Source organism: Massilia sp. 01N410 (genome assembly GCF_056399665.1).
Genome location: NZ_JBFTRV010000028.1, coordinates 1 through 16599 on the forward strand (window position 1 = coordinate 1; position 16599 = coordinate 16599).

A 16599-nucleotide genomic window follows, 5' to 3' on the forward strand; every position below is an offset into this window, starting at 1 on the left:
GGCGGCAAGGCGACAAAGCGCGGGATCTCGAATGAACAAGTGTGCATCCTGGTGGCRCGCGATCGCAGCGGCCAGACCATCGACGCCGTGACCGGCAAGGGCAGCGTGAGCAAGCGGCAGCTGGTGCAACACCTGGGGCCGCGCCTGGCACCCGACGTGCTGCTGGTGACCGATAGCCATGCGGCCTACCCGGCATTCGCGCGGGAGGTCGGGATTTCACATGAGGCTATCAACGCGAGCGCCGGCGAAAGAAAGCGCGGTGCGCTGCACATCCAAAACGTCAACGCCTATCACAGCCGGATGCGCACCTGGCTGCTGCCGTTCCGCGGCGTCGCCAGCCGTTACCTGGACCACTACTTCGGCTGGCGCTGGGCGCTGGATGGGCAGCGCATTGCCAGTCCAGATGCCTTTTTGAGAGCGGCGCTGGGCAGATTCAACACTTAATGCAGACAGCGCCTTTTTACGCCTGCAAACTGCCCACGCCATGTCGTGATCGTTCTATATTGCCATCAATAACAATTGCACAATACCGATCATGAATGCTCCGTCCTCCCTGCGATTGCCCATTGCGCGCCTGTACCAGCCTTCGGTGGAAGTGTCGCCTTTCGTGCGCGGCTTTATCCTGCGCGATACCCGCGGCAGCGCGTTGCAGGGCGAGCAGCTGCTGAACCGCTTTCCCGCCAGCGCCCACTGCGTGATGACCTGGTTCCTGGAGGGCGAGGCCGAGCTGCTGTCGAATGGCGGCGGGCAGCAGGGTCAGCTGATGTCCGGCTGCGTGCTCAGCGGTTGCCAGACCCATCCGGTCGTCTCGCGCAACCGCGGCGATCCCTGGGCCTTCATGGCGATGTTCTATCCGGACGCCTTTCAGGCCCTGTTCGGCATCGACCTGGCGCCGCTGCAGGACAGGTTCTTCCCGGCGCACGAAGTACTCCCCGCGCGCGGCCGCGAACTGGCCGACACCGTGTTCGCCGCCGCCTCGACGGCGGCCCGCCAGGCCCTGGTCGAGCGCTGCATCGTCGAGCACACCCGGCACCACAAGCTGCCGGCCTGGCTGCGCATCCGCCGCATGGGCAGCCGCATCACGCTGGGGATGGCCAGCAGCGTGCTCGGGATCGGGCCGCGCCAGCTGCAGCGCCTGGCCCTGCGCGAGCTGGGAACGAACCTGCAGACCCTGAACCGCCTGCGCCGCGGCGAGCGCAGTTTCCTGAGCGCCCAGCGGCGCTACTTTGCCGGCCAGCCGCTGGACCTCGCCAGCCATGCCCAGGAATGCGACTACGCGGACCAGTCGCACATGGCGCGCGAATGCAAGGCGCAGACCGGCCGCAGCCCCGCCCAGCTGGCGCGCGACGTCGCGCACGAAGAAGCCGATTGGGTCTACCGACTGGAGTTTGCCGATGAGTATGCAGATGAGGAAGCAATCCCGGCCGCCCGGTCCGCGTGACCGCGCCTTCGGCCTGGGCCTGCTGGCCGACATGGAAGACGACTACCTCGGCTTCTGGCGCCAGGCCCGGCACCGCTACGGCGACACGGTCTACATGCGCCACGGCTGGCTGCACCACTATGCCTTCATGCACCCGGACCAGGTGCGCGAAGCGCTGGTCGACAAGGCGCGTTCCTTCATCCGCTACAAGCAGCACATCAAGGTCATGCGCCAGCTGCACGGCAGGAGCGTGATGATCACCGAGGGCGAGACCTGGCAGCGCCAGCGCCGCACCCTGCTGCCGGCCTTCAGCCCGAAGCGCTTCGATGCCTACGCCATCCAGGTGACGGCGGCGGCGGCCGACGCCTTCGACAAGCTGCAAGCCGACGACGGCGCCGCGGTCGATGCCGAGCACACGATGAACATGCTGGCCATGGACATCATCCTGCGCACGATGTTCGGCAGCAGGGTGGAACAGGACACGGCGCGCATCGAACAGGCGATCCGCACGCTGGCGGCGATCGGCTATGCCGAGATGTTCCTGCCTTTCGCGATGCCGGCCTGGGCGCCGCTGCCGCGCCAGGCGCGCAAGCGCAAGGAACTGCGCCTGCTGGACGGCCTGGTGCGTTCGCACATCCGCGCACGCCGCGGCGGCGCCGGCGCCGGCAGGGACGACGACCTGCTCGGCATGCTGCTGGCGGCGCGCGACGAGACAAGCGGCGCACCGCTGCTTGAAGACGAGATCCGCGACCAGCTGATGACGATCTTCCTGGCCGGCCACGAGACCACCGCCACCGCGCTGGCCTGGGCAGCGTGGGCACTGGCCGCCGATCCGCCGCTGGCTGCGCGCGTGGCTCACGAAGTCGACACGGTGCTCGGTCCGCGGGTGCCGGCGATGGCCGACCTGGCGCGGCTGCCCCTGCTGGCGGCCCTGGTCAAGGAAACCCTGCGCCGCTATCCGCCCGTTCCCGGGGTGCTGATGCGCCGTGCGATCGAGGACGTGCGGATCGGCGACTGGCTGGTGCCGAAGGGCAGCCTGGTGACGATCCCCTTCTTCGTCGCCCAGGGCGATGCGCGCTGGTTCCCGGAGGCGGAGCGCTTCGATCCGGCACGCTTCGACGCGCAAGCCACGCGCGAGCTGCCGCGTGGCGCCTACATCCCCTTCGGCGCCGGGCCGCGGGTCTGCATCGGCAACGGTTTCGCCTCGATGGAAATGGCGCTGGCCCTGGCGATGCTTGTGCAGCGCTTCACGCTCGCGCCGGCGCCCGGCCAGGCGGTGCCCGAGCCGCGCATGCAGGTGACCCTGCGTCCCGCCGGCGGACTGCGGCTGGTGCTGACGCCGCGCCCGCCCGCCGCGGCTGTCCCGCCGGCAAAGGAGGCCCTTCATGCCTGCCCCTTCCATGCATAGGCCGGCGGAACTGCCGCGCAGGCTGCACCGGATCGCGGCCGCTCTTGTTGCCGCCTACGTGCTGGTGCACCTGGCGAACCACCTCGCCGCGCTGCGCGGCATCGGCGCGCACATCGCCTTCATGCGGGCGGTGCGGCTGGTGAGCCGCGTGCCGGCGATGGAGGCGCTGCTGCTGCTCGGCGTCGCCGTCCAGGCAGGATCGGGGCTGTGGATGCTCGTGCGCCGCGCACGCGGCGGAGCGCCGCGCCGCCCGCTCTTCGAGCGCCTGCAGGCGTGGTCGGGCGCCTACCTGGCCTTCTTCCTGCTGGTGCACGTGGTGTCGGTGCTGTCCGGACGCGCCGTGCTCGGCCTGGACACGAACTTCTACTTTGCCGCGGCCGGCCTGCAGATCCGCCCCTGGCCGCTGTTCTTCGTGCCCTACTACGGCCTGGCGGTGGCGGCCCTGTTCGTCCACCTGGCCTGCGCGCTGCGGCGCCGCCTGCCGGCTCCGATGACGCCGGCCGTGCGCGAGCGCGCCGCGTGGGGAACGATCGCGCTGGGAGCCGTGCTGGCGGTCCTGATCGTGGCGGCCTTCAGCGGCATGTTCTACCCCATCGGCCTGCCGCCCGCCTACCGCGCCACCTTTTCATGAACGAGCAAGAAAAAACCCCGCCGAAGCGGGGTTTTCAAGAGCGGTTCAGCCCGGGAACAAGCGGCTTAGAACTTGTAGCCGACCGACAGGATGTACGAGTCCGGATCCAGCTTCATGTGCTGCTCCTGATTCGTCGAGAAATGCACATCGGTGTTCAGCTTGGTCTTGATGAAGGCCGCGTTGGCGAACCACTTTTCGTTGATGTTGAACTGCAGGCCGACCTGACCCGAATAGGTCCACTTGTTATCGATGCGGAAGGTGGTCGCGGTGCCGCCGCCCGGGTTGGTCAGGGCGGTCATCGCGAACGAGCCGGTTTCCTTCTGGAACATCGCATAGGTCACGCCCAGGCCGACGAAGGGACGAATCATCGCGTTCGGCGAGAAGAAGCGGTATTGCAGCAGGGCGATCGCCGGCAGGGCCTCGACGGTGCCCAGCTGGCCGGTGCCGGTGATGGAGCCGGCGCCGTACAGCTTGTGCTTGTACGGGGTGCCGATCGCGGTCTCGACCGAGATGTTGTCGGTCAGGCCGTAGGTGATGACGGCCACCGGCTGGGTGTCCTTGCTGACGTCGCCCAGCGAGTTCGGCAGTGCCGGCGCCGAGATCGCGCCGCTGGTCACGTGAGGCTTCAGCATGTTGGCGCCCACCGACACGGTGAACTGGCCCGCCGACTGCGCCGAAGCACCGGTCGCGGCGGCCAGCGCGCCCGCGGCCACCAGCAGTTTCACGAAATTGATACGTGCATTCATGAGTTTTCCTTGTTCTTATCCGTGAAAATTACAGCCAGCCCTTGACGGCCATCTGCTCCAGCACATAGCGCGCGATCAGCGAGTACTCGAACGGGGTCGGGTGCACGGAGTCGGCGAACATGTAGTGGCTGACGTCGCCAGCGATCAGATTGTTCTTGTTGCAGACCAGGGAGGAGCCCAGCGGATTCTTGGCGGCGCTCAGGTCGCAGGCCGGGGTCGAGGTGTTGGTCAGGCCATAGGGCGTCGGATTGACGGACTGGTCACGGCTGATGGCGGCCAGGTCGACGTACAGCACCTTGGCGTCACCGCCGACGGCAGCTTTCAGCTGGTCGTTGAAGGCGGCAACCATGGCCTGGATCAGCTTCTGGGTATCGGCCGACTGCGCCTTCGCCGACGGCGAGATCGACACGTCCGGCAGATTGTTCACGACCACATAGCCTGCGCCGTTGGCCACGATCTGGGTCTTGACCAGTGCGCCCAGTTCGGCGCCGGCGGTACCCAGGGCCTTGACCAGGTCCGGGCCGTGGGCGGCCGAGTACGCCAGGCCGGCGGCTTGCGCGTCGGCGCCTGCCTTGGTGCCGATGGCGGTGGCGTTGGCGAGGGCGGCGGTGTTGCCGTTCTGGGCGGCGGCGGTGATCGCGGCCGTGATGATGGCCGGGGCGGCGCTGCCCTTGGCGGCTTCGGCCTGGATCGCTGCGCCGATCGCGGCGGCGCCGGTGGCCGGGTTGGCGGTGCCCGGAGCCAGCTGGGCCACCAGGCTCTGCGCCAGGGCCTGGCCGCCGGCGGCGGTGGCGCCGGCCGACAGTTCGCCGAGCTGTTCCAGCACGTCGTTGCCGCCTGCCATGACGATGACCAGTTCATCGCCCTTGAACTTGCCGCCGACCTTCTTCAGGTGGTTGGCGATCTGGGTGACGACCGGCACGGTCATCTGGCCCAGCGAGATCGCGCCCGGCTTGTCGAGCGCCTTGTTGCCCGGGCCGATCGGGTTGGTCACACGGGCGCCGCCCTGGGCGTAGTTGAAGCATTCCGGATGGTCGGTGACCGGCACCGAGAAGCCTGCGGATGCGGTGCCCTGCAGGCCGGTCTGGGCCGCGCACGGGACCGGCAGGCCGAGCTGGGCTGCCATCAGTTGGGTGTAGTTCTTGCCGGTCAGTTCAGGGCTGACCGAGGTGTTGTTGCCGTTGATCGTGTACTGGCCGCCGCCCAGCGCTGCCACGCCGCCGACGGCATAGGTGCCGACGTCGGAAAGGCTGTCGCCGAAGGTGATCTGGTTGCTGAATTTGGTCTTGGGCGTCTGGTCGCCGCCGCGAGGGCCGTTACCACCGCAGGCGGTCAGAACGGCCGCGGTCAGCAGCGCGAGCGCGAAAGAGGTCTTACGCATTGTGTCTCCTAGATGAGTTTTTCTTTGCTTTTGAAACGAACGCCCGTGCTATTCGTATCCCAACTAATATGCCAGTGTTCGCACTAGTTGTATAGCGGAAAAGGCTTTGAGGCCGTTTCTCGACAACAATATTTACAACAGTGTGCTGATGAAGCCGGTGGGCGCTGGCGATTATAGCAACGCCACCGGGCTTGTCCTATGTAAAGAAGTGTATTCGAATCAAGCCTTAGCGAGACAGTACCGACTGGAAATAATCGCGGGTCGCCGCCATGCAGAAAGGAGCGACCAGGCCGGCGTGATAGCTGGACGCGACGGCGGCGTCGCCGTTCGCGGCGCGCAGGATGGTCCTGGCCGTCACGAAGCCGGCCTTGGCCGAACGGTAGGGGTCGTTCAGGCTGGGCGTGTCGTCGATGTCGAGCTCGGTAATGGCCGCGCCGCGGGCACGGAAATAGGCGGCCGTCGCGGTCGTGTTGAAGTACGGCACGGTCGGGTCGTCATGACCGCCGCACAGCAGGGTCGGCGCAACCGGCAGGTAGCTGCGCAGGTCGTTCCTTACCAGCCATCTGCGCAGATTGTGTGCGGGCGCGCAGCCCAGGGGCGCGGCCGCGCTCTGGTCGCAGGGGTGGGCCGCCATGTCCGCCAGGTAGGCGGCGCGGTAATCGCTGCGGACCAGGTTGTTGGCGCCAAAATACTGGGTAGAGCCCGCCGCCTGTGGCATCGAGTCGGCCGCGAACAGCGCCGTCGCGGGCAGCTTGCCCTGGCTGACCAGCTCGCTGCTGCCCAGGGTGCCCGGCACCAGGTCGACGATGGTGGCGGTGTACTGCGCCTCGTAGACCTCGGCGGGCGTGCGGTAGATCGCCGCGCTGGCGTGCTGGGCCGCGTTGATGATGGTCGGCACGATCACGGTCGCGCCATCGCGCGGCGCGCCGCCGAACAGGTCGTCGCCGAAACGGGCGATCGCATACGGCCCCGACATGCCGGCCGCGGCGGTGAGCGTGAACTCGGCGTTGCCAAGTTCCTGCATCGCGCGCTGGGTGGCCAGCGCCACGAAGCCGCCCTGCGAATAGCCGGTGACCATCAGCTTGCCGGAATCGCGCACGCCGATGGCGCCGAAGCTGCTGCGCGCCGCGCGCAGGGCATCGATCATGTCGGCCGATTCCTGCACCCGGTCGAGGTAGGGGTGATAGCCCAGCGAGGAGCCGCCATAGCCGGCGTAGTTGGGCGCCACCACGATGAAGCCCTGGGCCGCGAACACGGCGGCGGCCAGGCGCGCTTCCGTGTTGTTGGCGATATCGGCCATGTCATAGGACTTCTGCAGCGAGGTGCCGTGGGCGTACAGCAGCACCGGACGCGAATTGCTGCAGGAGTTGCCGCCGCCGGAAGGCACGAAGATGGCCGCGCTGGCATCGGTCGCCTCGCCGGCGCCGCCGATGGTGTTGTAGTGCACGCGGTAGACCGAGACCGAACACTGGGGCTGGCCGGCCACCGCCAGGGTGCCGGTCTGGGCCGATTCCAGGAAGCCGGCCAGCACCGACGGCGACAGGGTGGTCAGGCTGGCGCCGCCGACACTCACGGCGACCGAGGAAGCCTGGCCGACCAGGCTGCCGCGGATGGGCGCGGGCAGCGGATCGGGATTGGCGACGCCGGCCGGGGTGCCGCCGGTGGTGGTGCCGCCGCTGCAAGCGGCAAGCAGGATGCCCAGGCCGAGGCTGAGGCCCAGGGTGTGGAGCGAACGCATGGGGATGTCCTTCTGACAAAACGAGGCTGTAAAACACGTCTTTTTTTGCACTGCAAAAAAAAGACTCCCCGCGCAGGCGGGGCCCCAGGTTTGCTGGCGCTATCGAAACGCACCCAGAACTTGGGTCCCCGCCTGCGCGGGGACGACGGATAAATCAATTTCCCACAAGCATGCCTTCTACATGCCCGTTTGAGAAGTCTTCGTTTGTATCAGAGCTCGGTAGTGTTGTTTATCAGTCCGTGCACGATCCCGGTCGACCCGTGCGCGGCGCGGCGCAGGCGGTCGTTGACGCCCAGCCAGGCGCCATCCTGGGGCGGGGCCTCGACCAGGATCAGGTCGGCGCCGGCGCCGTCCATCGCGCGCAGCGCCGCGTACAAGGCATGCGCGAACCCGTCCGGCGTGGCCGGCAGGGCGGTCTCGGCGTGCACCGGCGGCAGCGGAGAATAGTGGATCAGCGCGACCTTGCGGCCGGCGGCATGCAGGCGCTCCAGGGTGGCGGCCAGGGTGGCCGTGTCCTGCATCGCCACCGGCGTGTGCGGCGCGTAGTGCGATTCGAGGGTGCCGGATGCGCGCGGGGCCGCGGGGTCTGCTCCGGGGGCGTCCGGGCGGGCCGGCAGCCGGTCGATCACCGCGGCAACGGCCTCGGCCGAGATGTGGCCGGGGCGCAGCAGCACCGGGCCATGGGTCCGCAGGCGCGACAGGTCGACGATGGTCGATTCGATCCCGACCTCGCTCTGGCCGCCGTCCAGCACCGCGGCAATGCGTTCGTCGTTGCCGAATTCATCGCGCACGTGCTGGGCGGTGGTCGGACTGACGTGGCCGAACTTGTTGGCCGACGGCGCCGCCACGCCTCCCCTGCCGCCCTTGAAGGCCTGCAGCAGGCGGATCGCCACCGGGTGCGATGGGCAGCGGATGCCGACCGTGTCCTGGCCGCCGGAGACGGCATCGGGAATGTTCGGCGCGCGCTTGAGGATCATGGTCAGCGGGCCGGGCCAGAAGGCCTCGGCCAGCTGATACGCCTCGGAAGGAATGTCGGCGCACCAGTAATCGAGGGCGGCGCCGGGCGCCACGTGGACGATCACCGGATGATCCTGCGGGCGGCCCTTGGCGGCATAGATGGCGGCGACGGCCGCCGGATTCTCGGCGTCGGCGCCCAGGCCGTACACGGTCTCGGTCGGGAAGGCGACCAGCTTGCCGGCTTCGAGCGCGCGTGCGCCCGCGTCGATCCCGGCCTGGCCGGCTCCCACCGACTGCTGAAGCTCACTCACGGCGCGATCCCCAGGATGGCGCAGGCGGCTTCGAACTGGCGCTGCGCTTCAAGCAGGGTCGGCGCGACGAAGGTCACGTGGCCCATCTTGCGGCCGCGGCGCGGATCGTCCTTGCCGTACAGGTGCAGGTTGGCGCCCGGCAGGGCCAGCACCCGGTCCCAGGCCGGCTCGCGAGGCGTCGTGCTGTCGCCGTCGAACCAGACGTCGCCCAGGATATTCAGCATCACGCTGGGGGAATGCTGGCGCACGTCGCCCAGCGGCAGGCGCGCCATCGCCCTCACCTGCTGCGCGAACTGGCTGGTCACGCAGGCGTCGATGGTGTAGTGGCCGCTGTTGTGCGGACGCGGCGCCATCTCGTTGACGACCAGCGAACCATCCGCCAGCACGAAGAACTCGATGCACAGCACGCCGACGTAACCGAGTTCGGCGACGATCGCGCGCGCCGCATCCTGCGCCTTGCGCGCACACTCGGGCGACACGTTCGGGCCCGGCACGGTGGTGGTGAACAGGATGCCGTCGCGGTGCACGTTCTCGGCGATCGGATACACGACCGAGGCGCCGTCATGGCCGCGCGCGGTCAGCACCGATACCTCGTAGGCCAGCGGCAGCATCTTCTCCAGCAGGCAGGTCACCTTGCCCATGGACTCCCATGCGGCGCGCACGTCCTCGCGCGACCGCACGCGCACCTGGCCCTTGCCGTCATAGCCCATGCGCACCGTTTTCAGGATGCCGGGCAGCAGCTCATCGGCAACATCAGCGGCGATGGCGTCGACGTCTTCCGCCGATGTGATCACCTTGTGCGGCGCCGGCATCACGCCGGATTTGTCCGCGCAGGCCACGAAGAAGGACTTCTCGGCGATGCGGTCCTGGGCCACCGACACACCATGGGCGTTCGGTGCCACGAAGACCTGTTGCGCCAGCCGCGAGAGGCTGTCGGCCGGCACGTTCTCGAATTCGGTGGTCACCGCTGCGCATTGGGCGGCCAGCGCGTCCAGGCCAGCGGCATCCGTATAAGCGGCTTCGACCAGATGCTCGGCCACCTGCCCGGCCGGGCAATCGGCCGACGGTTCCAGCACGGCCACCTTGTAGCCCATGGCTTGCGCCGCCTGGGCGAACATGCGTCCCAGCTGGCCGCCGCCCATCACGCCCAGCCAGGTGGACGGGTTGGCGGCGGGCAGAAACGGTTTCACAGACTGATCACTCATCACTCATCACTTATGATTCAAGCGGAAGGGTCATGGCCTTGGCGGCGGCGGTCTGCTTCGCGCGGAAGTCTTCCAGCTGCGCGGCCAGCGCGTCATCGGTGGAGGCCAGCATCGCGACCGCGGTCAGGGCCGCGTTGGCGGCGCCGGCCTCGCCGATGGCGAAGGTCGACACCGGCACGCCTTTCGGCATCTGCACGATCGACAGCAGGGAGTCCTCGCCGCGCAGGTAGCGCGAGGGCACCGGCACGCCCAGCACCGGCACGATGGTCTTGGCGGCCACCATGCCCGGCAGGTGGGCGGCGCCGCCGGCGCCGGCGATGATGGCGCGCAGGCCGCGGCCACGCGCGCTGGTCGCATAGGCGAACATCTCGTCCGGCATGCGGTGGGCCGAGATCACCTGGGCTTCATGCGGCACGCCGAACTGCTTGAGGATGGCGACCGCATGCTGCATCACGTCCCAATCGGAATTGGAACCCATGATCACGCCAACTACGGGGTTCAATGCCGGTTTCTGATTCTGATCGGCCATCTCAGACCTTCAGCTTCTCGCCGGTCAGGCGTTCGATGGCTTCGAAATACTTGGCCTGGGTCTTCTCGATGACGTCCTGCGGCAGCTTTGGTGCCGGCGGGGTTTTTTGCCAATCGGTCAAAGTTTCGAGGTAGTCGCGCACGAACTGCTTGTCGAAGGACGGCGGCGACATGTCCGGCGCATAGGAATCGGCCGGCCAGAAGCGCGAGGAATCGGCGGTCAGGACTTCGTCCATCAGGTGCAGCACGCCGTTGTCGTCGAGGCCGAATTCGAACTTGGTGTCGGCGATGATGATGCCGCGCGTGGCCGCGTAGTCGGCGGCGGTCTTGTACAGCTGGATGCTGACGTCGCGGATCTTGTTGGCCAGCTCGCTGCCGATGCGCTGTTCCATGTCGGCGAAGCTGATGTTCTCGTCGTGCTCGCCCAGGTCGGCCTTGGCGGCCGGGGTGAACAGCGGCTCGGGCAGCTTGTCGGCCTGGCGCAGGCCGCTGGGGAGCTGGATGCCGCAGATGGCGCCGCTGGCCTGGTAGTCCTTCCAGCCGGAACCGATGATGTAGCCGCGCACGACGGCCTCGACCAGGATCGGCTTCAGGCGCTTGGCGACCACGGCGCGCCCCTTGACCTGATCCACTTCCTCAGGCGCCACCACGGATTCCGGCGCCACGCCGGTCAGGTGGTTCGGCACGATGTGGCCGAGTTTCTCGAACCAGAAATCGCTCATCTGGTTCAGCACCATGCCCTTGCCCGGGATCGGTTCGTTCATCACGACGTCGAAGGCGGACAGGCGGTCGGTGGTGACGATCAGGATCTTGTCGTCGCCGACGGCATAGTTGTCGCGGACCTTGCCGCGGCCGAGCAGTGGCAGGGAGGAAATAGTGGCTTGGTAGAGGCTTTTCATAGAAGGGGTATCTTGATAAAGCGAAACCGGCGGAGGATCCGCCGGTGGGGAGTGCGACATTTTACGTCATTTTTGACGCGCTGCCGCATCGGGCTGTCATTCCCGCTATCCCGTCGTTCCCGCGCAGGCGGGAACCCAAGTTCGCAGCTCGGCCACGTAAACTTGGGCCCCCGCCTGCGCGGGGGCGACGTTTTAGCGCAGCGGGTTCGCTGTTACTGCGCGTTCTGCTACTTACTGCACGATCTGCGACAACTCGCCAGCCTTGTAACGCTCAGCCATCTTCTCGAGCGGAATCGGCTTGATCTTCGCAGCCATGCCTTCGCAGCCGAAGGAGATGTAGCGGGCCTTGCAGATCTGGGTGGCGGCTTCGCGGGCCGGCTTCAGGTAGTCGCGCGGGTCGAACTTCGACGGATTCTCGAACAGGTACTTGCGGATCGCGGCCGTCATCGCCAGGCGGATGTCGGTGTCGATGTTGATCTTGCGGACGCCGTGCTTGATGCCTTCCTGGATCTCTTCGACCGGCACGCCATAGGTTTCCTTCATGTCGCCGCCGAATTCGCGGATGATCGCCAGCAGTTCCTGCGGCACCGACGACGAACCGTGCATCACCAGGTGGGTATTCGGGATGCGGGCGTGGATTTCCTTGATGCGGTCGATGGCCAGGATGTCGCCGGTCGGCTTGCGGGTGAACTTGTAGGCGCCGTGCGAGGTGCCGATCGCGATCGCCAGCGCGTCGCACTGGGTCCTGGCGACGAAGTCGGCGGCTTGCGCGACGTCGGTCAGCAGCTCTTCGCGGGTCATGGTGCGGTCCGCGCCGTGGCCGTCTTCCTTGTCGCCCTTCATGGTTTCCAGCGAACCGAGCACGCCCAGTTCGGCTTCGACGGTCACGCCGATCGAGTGCGCGAACTTGACGACTTCCTTCGAGACTTCGACGTTGTACTCATAGGAGGCGACCGACTTGCCGTCGGCTTCCAGCGAGCCGTCCATCATGACGGAGGTGAAGCCCGAACGGATCGCGGCCATGCACACGGCCGGCGACTGGCCGTGGTCCTGGTGCATCACGACCGGGATGTGCGGATAGGCCTCGACGGCGGCGTCGATCAGGTGGCGCAGGAAGGCTTCGCCGGCATATTTGCGGGCGCCGGCCGAAGCCTGCATGATCACCGGGCTGCCGGTCTGATCGGCCGCGGCCATGATGGCCTGGACCTGCTCCAGGTTGTTGACGTTAAAAGCCGGCAGGCCGTAGCCGTGTTCGGCGGCGTGGTCCAGCAGTTGACGCATTGATACGAGTGCCATGGTTTTGCTCCAAACAATAAAAAAAACCTGTGTGGAACCTCGCCCGCGCATCGCTCCGCGAATCACTACCGTCGCCCCCGCGAAGGCGGGGGCCCAAGTTCTGCACGAGCTGTCGATACGCTGGCAAACTTGGGTTCCCGCCTCCGCGGGAACGACGTTGGTCGCGGGAACGACGGGTGTTACGAGGATTCCTTCAAAAAATTCTCAGCATCGCCAACACGCACGATCTTGAGCGCATTGGTGCCGCCGGCCTGCCCCATCGGCGAACCCCAGGTCACAACGATCAGGTCGCCCTTGCGTACGACGCCTTCGCGCATGAGGAGTTCCTCGGCCTTGCGCAGCACGGCGTGGCTGCCGCCTTCCTGCATCAGGTGGAAGGAACGCACGTTGCGGTACAGCGAAGCCTTGCGCTGGGTCGTCTGCGACGGGGTCAGCGCGAAGATCGGGGTGTCGATCGAGTGGCGCGACATCCACAGCGCGGTCGAGCCCGATTCGGTCAGCGCCACGATCGCCTTCACGCGCAGGTGGTGGGCGGTGAACAGGGTGCCGTAGGCGATCGACTGGTCGATGCGGGTGAACTGCACGTTCAGGAAGTCGGCTTCCAGCTTGTTGTATTCGGACTGCTCGGCTTCCACGCAGATCGCCGACATCATTTCGACGGTCTCGACCGGATACTTGCCCGATGCGGTCTCGGCCGATGTCATCACGGCGTCGGTGCCGTCCAGCACGGCGTTGGCCACGTCCGACACTTCGGCGCGGGTCGGGACGGCGTTGACGATCATCGACTCCATCATCTGGGTCGCGGTGATCGCGAGCTTGTTCGATTCGCGCGCCATGCGGATCATGCGCTTCTGCAGCGCCGGCACGGCCGCGTTGCCGACTTCGACCGCCAGGTCGCCGCGGGCGACCATGATGCCGTCGGAGGCGTCCAGGATTTCCTGCAGCACCGGAATCGCTTCGGCGCGCTCGATCTTGGCAATCATCATCGGCTTGTGGCCGAAAGGCTCGCCGGCGATGTTGGCCAGCTGGCGCGCCATTTCCATGTCGGTGGCGCTCTTCGGGAAGGAGATGGCAAGGTAGTCGGCCTGGAAGCTCATCGCGGTCTTGATGTCTTCCATGTCCTTCGAAGTCAGGGCCGGCGCGGTCAGGCCGCCGCCCTGGCGGTTGATGCCCTTGTTGTTCGACAGCTCGCCGCCGACCTTGGTCGTGGTGTAGATCTCGTTGCCGACGACCTTGTCGACCACCAGCACGATCAGGCCGTCGTTCAGCAGCAGCTTGTCGCCCGGCTTGACGTCGCGCGGCAGGGCCTTGTAGTCGAGGCCGACGCGCTCCTGGTTGCCCAGCTCGCCGTTCTCGCCCCATTTGGCGTCCAGGATGAAAGGATCGCCATTGTTCAGGAAAATCTTGCCTTGCTCGAATTTACCGACACGGATCTTCGGACCCTGCATGTCGGCCATGATGGCCACTTCGCGGCCGCACTCGGCGGCGGCGCGGCGTACCAGGGCAGCGCGATCGATGTGGTCCTGCGCCCGGCCATGCGAGAAGTTCAGGCGTACGACGTCGACGCCGGCGCGGATCATCTTGACGAGAATGTCGAAATCGGTCGACGCAGGGCCGATGGTTGCTACGATCTTGGTGCCACGGTACATGGTTATCCTTCAATGAAAAGCGCAGCCTTGGGCTGCGCTAGGGTCTCACTCAGCTTCTACTTGGCGCTGCGTTGCAGCAGGATCTCCACTGCCGGAAGCGTTTTCCCTTCGAGGAACTCGAGGAAAGCGCCGCCGCCGGTCGAGATGTAGCCGATCTGGTCGGCAATATTGTATTTTGCGATGGCAGCCAGGGTGTCGCCGCCGCCGGCGATCGAGAAGCCCTTCGACTGCGCGATGGCGGTCGCCAGGGTCTTCGTGCCTTCGGCGAACTGGTCGAACTCGAACACGCCGACCGGGCCGTTCCAGACGATGGTGCCGGCCTTGGCGATCTGCTGGGCCAGGGCAGCGGCCGTCTTCGGGCCGATGTCCAGGATCATGTCGTCGTCGGCCACGTCCTTGACGTCCTTGACGGTGGCGGCGGCGGTCGGCGAGAACTCCTTCGCGCACACCACGTCCACCGGGATCGGCACGGTGGCGCCGCGCGCGGCCATCTTGTCGATGATGGTCTTCGCTTCACCCACCAGGTCGGCTTCCATCAGCGATTTGCCGACGTTCAGGCCGACGGCCTTCATGAAAGTGTTGGCGATGCCGCCGCCGACGATCAGGTTGTCGACCTTGTCGGCCAGGCTCTGCAGGATGGTCAGCTTGCTCGAGACCTTGGAGCCGGCGACGATGGCCAGCAGCGGACGCTGGGGTGCGTGCAGGGCTTTACCGAGCGCATCCAGTTCGGCGGCCAGCAGCGGGCCGGCGGCCACCACGGGCGCGAATTTCGCAATGCCGTGGGTGGTCGCTTCGGCGCGGTGGGCAGTGCCGAAGGCGTCGTTGACGTAGACGTCGCACAGCTTGGCCATCTTCTGGGCCAGCGCGTCGTCGTTTTTCTTTTCGCCCTTGTTGACGCGGCAGTTTTCCAGCAGCACGACCTGGCCTGGAGCAACATCCACGCCATCGACCCAGTTCTGCTTCAGCTCGACCGGCTGGCCCAGCAGCTCGGACAGGCGTTTGGCGACCGGCGCCAGGCTGTCTTCCGGCTTGAACTCACCCTCGGTCGGTCGGCCCAGGTGGGAAGTCACCATCACGGCCGCGCCTGCCTGCAGGGCATCGCGGATCGCGGGCACGGAAGCGCGCACGCGGGTATCTTCGGTGATGTTGCCGGCATCGTCCTGGGGAACGTTCAGGTCGGCGCGAATGAAGACGCGTTTACCTTTCAGCGCGCCCTGGTCGATCAGGTCTTGCAAGCGGGTGAAATTGAGGACAGCCATGTCAGCGTGGATCCGGTAGAGATTAGTGGAAAAAACGTTATTCTACCTTAGGCGTTGTTGCCGAAAACATGAAACACACGCAACAGTGTCAGTACCAGCATACCGAACACGATGGTCTGCAGCATGGCCCGCCGCCACAGGTAAAACGCGAGGGCGGCCACGCCGGCCAGCAGCTTCGGATTGGCCAGCGCCAGTTGCAGCTCGCCCTGCGGGCCCAGCACCATGTCCGGGAAGACGATGGCGGCCAGGGCGCAGGCCGGCGCATAGCGCAGCATCTCCTGGACCCGCGGCGGGATCGTCACCTTGTGGCCGACCAGCCAGAAGGCGCTGCGGGTGCAGGCCGTGGCCACGCCCAGCACCAGGATGATGATCCAGATCTCCCAGTCAGCCATGGCGCACCCGGCGTTTCTGCACGGTCTCCTCGAAGACCATCGCGGTGACCATGCCGGCCAGCACCGCCGCCAGCAGGCCCAGCTTGTACGGCAGCCCGTGCGCCAGCACCGCCGTGACGCCGGCCACCAGCACGCCGCACAGGGCCGCGCTGTTGATGATCAGCGGCACCATGATGCACAGGATGGCCAGGGTGCCGGCAAAGCCGAGCTGCCATTCGGTCGGCACGGCGCTGCCGAGGAAGATGCCGATCAGGGAGCCGATCTGCCAGGCGACCCAGTTCGGATACATCAGCCCCTTCAGGAAGGCCAGTTTGCCGGGCTCGGGCTTCGAGGTCGGATAGCGCTGCAGGAACAGGGCGATCGAGACGTCGCCGGAGATATAGCCGAGATAGAAACGCTGCCACAGCGGCAGGTGGGCAAAATGCGGCCCCAGCAGGGCGGAAAAGATCACGAAGCGCAGGTTGACGACCAGGGCCGTCAGGAAGATCACCCAGACCGGGGCGCCGGCGGCGATCAGCGGCAGCGAGGCCAACTGGGCGGAACCTGCGAACGCGACCAGGGTCATGCCGCTGGCCTGGGCCACGGTGAGGCCGCTCTTGACCATCGCGACACCGACCACCATGCCCCAGGCGCCGATGCCGAACAGGGTAGGAAAACCGGTCTGGAAACCTTCGCGCCAGCCGCGCGCCTCCGCCTGCGGGTCCAGCACCTGCGAGTCCGGCTGCAACTGGTTCATGTCGCGTTCCTGCAACATTCAAGGGAAACCAGCAGCGCGGCGG

General features: G+C 66.7%; 16 protein-coding genes. 4 read left to right on the forward strand and 12 right to left on the reverse strand.

Annotation, left to right across the window (positions count from 1 at the left end):
• The 4 genes from AC1DOP_RS25255 to AC1DOP_RS25270 form a co-directional block, all read left to right on the forward strand.
• A partial coding sequence (locus AC1DOP_RS25255) for an IS1595 family transposase (protein WP_477254010.1) occupies window positions 1-444 on the forward strand: 444 nt, incomplete at its 5' end.
• Between the two features lie 91 nt (window positions 445-535).
• Window positions 536-1441, forward strand: coding sequence for a helix-turn-helix domain-containing protein (locus tag AC1DOP_RS25260; protein ID WP_477254012.1), 906 nt, complete (start codon window positions 536-538; stop codon window positions 1439-1441).
• The gene (locus AC1DOP_RS25265; RefSeq protein WP_477254014.1) at window positions 1407-2828 is read left to right on the forward strand and encodes a cytochrome P450; all 1422 of its coding nucleotides are present in this window, start codon (window positions 1407-1409) and stop codon (window positions 2826-2828) included. Before AC1DOP_RS25260 ends, AC1DOP_RS25265 begins: the two co-directional genes overlap by 35 nt.
• Window positions 2806-3459: a hypothetical protein gene (locus AC1DOP_RS25270; protein WP_442124297.1), complete on the forward strand. Its 654-nt coding sequence runs from the start codon at window positions 2806-2808 to the stop codon at window positions 3457-3459. The genes AC1DOP_RS25265 and AC1DOP_RS25270 overlap by 23 nt, the downstream gene beginning before the upstream one ends.
• 65 nt (window positions 3460-3524) lie before the next feature.
• Here AC1DOP_RS25270 and AC1DOP_RS25275 read toward each other — a convergent pair whose 3' ends face one another.
• From AC1DOP_RS25275 to AC1DOP_RS25330, 12 genes are all read right to left on the reverse strand, one after another.
• Window positions 3525-4205, reverse strand: coding sequence for an OmpW/AlkL family protein (locus AC1DOP_RS25275; protein ID WP_442124296.1), 681 nt, complete (start codon window positions 4203-4205; stop codon window positions 3525-3527).
• Window positions 4206-4233: 28 nt separating this feature from the next.
• Window positions 4234-5586 carry an SGNH/GDSL hydrolase family protein gene (locus AC1DOP_RS25280; protein ID WP_477254017.1) on the reverse strand — a complete coding sequence of 451 codons (1353 nt, stop codon included), beginning with the start codon at window positions 5584-5586 and terminating at the stop codon, window positions 4234-4236.
• Between the two features lie 226 nt (window positions 5587-5812).
• On the reverse strand, window positions 5813-7324 hold the full coding sequence (locus tag AC1DOP_RS25285; protein ID WP_477254019.1) for an alpha/beta hydrolase family protein: 1512 nt from the start codon (window positions 7322-7324) through the stop codon (window positions 5813-5815).
• Between the two features lie 209 nt (window positions 7325-7533).
• Window positions 7534-8592, reverse strand: coding sequence for an L-threonylcarbamoyladenylate synthase (locus AC1DOP_RS25290; protein ID WP_477254021.1), 1059 nt, complete (start codon window positions 8590-8592; stop codon window positions 7534-7536).
• Window positions 8589-9797 (reverse strand): 5-(carboxyamino)imidazole ribonucleotide synthase, encoded by a 1209-nt coding sequence (locus AC1DOP_RS25295; RefSeq protein WP_442124292.1) that lies wholly within the window; start codon window positions 9795-9797, stop codon window positions 8589-8591. The genes AC1DOP_RS25290 and AC1DOP_RS25295 overlap by 4 nt, the downstream gene beginning before the upstream one ends.
• 10 nt (window positions 9798-9807) lie before the next feature.
• Window positions 9808-10326, reverse strand: a complete 519-nt coding sequence (gene purE / locus AC1DOP_RS25300; protein ID WP_442124291.1) for a 5-(carboxyamino)imidazole ribonucleotide mutase — start codon at window positions 10324-10326, stop codon at window positions 9808-9810.
• A gap of 1 nt (window position 10327) precedes the next feature.
• Window positions 10328-11224, reverse strand: a complete 897-nt coding sequence (locus AC1DOP_RS25305; protein WP_477254024.1) for a phosphoribosylaminoimidazolesuccinocarboxamide synthase — start codon at window positions 11222-11224, stop codon at window positions 10328-10330.
• Between the two features lie 231 nt (window positions 11225-11455).
• On the reverse strand, window positions 11456-12520 hold the full coding sequence (gene fba, locus AC1DOP_RS25310; RefSeq protein WP_442124289.1) for a class II fructose-bisphosphate aldolase: 1065 nt from the start codon (window positions 12518-12520) through the stop codon (window positions 11456-11458).
• A 179-nt stretch (window positions 12521-12699) separates the two neighbouring features.
• A complete protein-coding gene (pyk, locus tag AC1DOP_RS25315; protein WP_442124288.1) occupies window positions 12700-14169 on the reverse strand; it encodes a pyruvate kinase in 1470 nt (489 codons plus the stop codon).
• A 56-nt stretch (window positions 14170-14225) separates the two neighbouring features.
• Complete coding sequence (locus tag AC1DOP_RS25320; protein ID WP_442124287.1) at window positions 14226-15428, reverse strand: phosphoglycerate kinase; 1203 nt, start codon at window positions 15426-15428, stop codon at window positions 14226-14228.
• A 47-nt stretch (window positions 15429-15475) separates the two neighbouring features.
• A complete protein-coding gene (locus AC1DOP_RS25325) occupies window positions 15476-15820 on the reverse strand; it encodes an AzlD domain-containing protein (RefSeq protein WP_442124286.1) in 345 nt (114 codons plus the stop codon).
• Window positions 15813-16556: an AzlC family ABC transporter permease gene (locus tag AC1DOP_RS25330; RefSeq protein ID WP_442124285.1), complete on the reverse strand. Its 744-nt coding sequence runs from the start codon at window positions 16554-16556 to the stop codon at window positions 15813-15815. Before AC1DOP_RS25330 ends, AC1DOP_RS25325 begins: the two co-directional genes overlap by 8 nt.
• Window positions 16557-16599: the final 43 nt, after the last annotated feature.

Bases quoted from the DNA above. Each gene is read 5' to 3' on its own strand.
- AC1DOP_RS25260 (WP_477254012.1), top strand. From the start codon at position 536: ATGAATGCTCCGTCCTCCCTGCGATTGCCCATTGCGCGCCTGTACCAG.
- AC1DOP_RS25265 (WP_477254014.1), top strand. From the start codon at position 1,407: ATGAGGAAGCAATCCCGGCCGCCCGGTCCGCGTGACCGCGCCTTCGGC.
- AC1DOP_RS25270 (WP_442124297.1), top strand. From the start codon at position 2,806: ATGCCTGCCCCTTCCATGCATAGGCCGGCGGAACTGCCGCGCAGGCTG.
- AC1DOP_RS25275 (WP_442124296.1), bottom strand. From the start codon at position 4,205: ATGAATGCACGTATCAATTTCGTGAAACTGCTGGTGGCCGCGGGCGCG.
- AC1DOP_RS25280 (WP_477254017.1), bottom strand. From the start codon at position 5,586: ATGCGTAAGACCTCTTTCGCGCTCGCGCTGCTGACCGCGGCCGTTCTG.
- AC1DOP_RS25285 (WP_477254019.1), bottom strand. From the start codon at position 7,324: ATGCGTTCGCTCCACACCCTGGGCCTCAGCCTCGGCCTGGGCATCCTG.
- AC1DOP_RS25295 (WP_442124292.1), bottom strand. From the start codon at position 9,797: ATGAGTGATCAGTCTGTGAAACCGTTTCTGCCCGCCGCCAACCCGTCC.
- purE (WP_442124291.1), bottom strand. From the start codon at position 10,326: ATGGCCGATCAGAATCAGAAACCGGCATTGAACCCCGTAGTTGGCGTG.
- AC1DOP_RS25305 (WP_477254024.1), bottom strand. From the start codon at position 11,224: ATGAAAAGCCTCTACCAAGCCACTATTTCCTCCCTGCCACTGCTCGGC.
- fba (WP_442124289.1), bottom strand. From the start codon at position 12,520: ATGGCACTCGTATCAATGCGTCAACTGCTGGACCACGCCGCCGAACAC.
- pyk (WP_442124288.1), bottom strand. From the start codon at position 14,169: ATGTACCGTGGCACCAAGATCGTAGCAACCATCGGCCCTGCGTCGACC.
- AC1DOP_RS25320 (WP_442124287.1), bottom strand. From the start codon at position 15,428: ATGGCTGTCCTCAATTTCACCCGCTTGCAAGACCTGATCGACCAGGGC.
- AC1DOP_RS25325 (WP_442124286.1), bottom strand. From the start codon at position 15,820: ATGGCTGACTGGGAGATCTGGATCATCATCCTGGTGCTGGGCGTGGCC.
- AC1DOP_RS25330 (WP_442124285.1), bottom strand. From the start codon at position 16,556: ATGAACCAGTTGCAGCCGGACTCGCAGGTGCTGGACCCGCAGGCGGAG.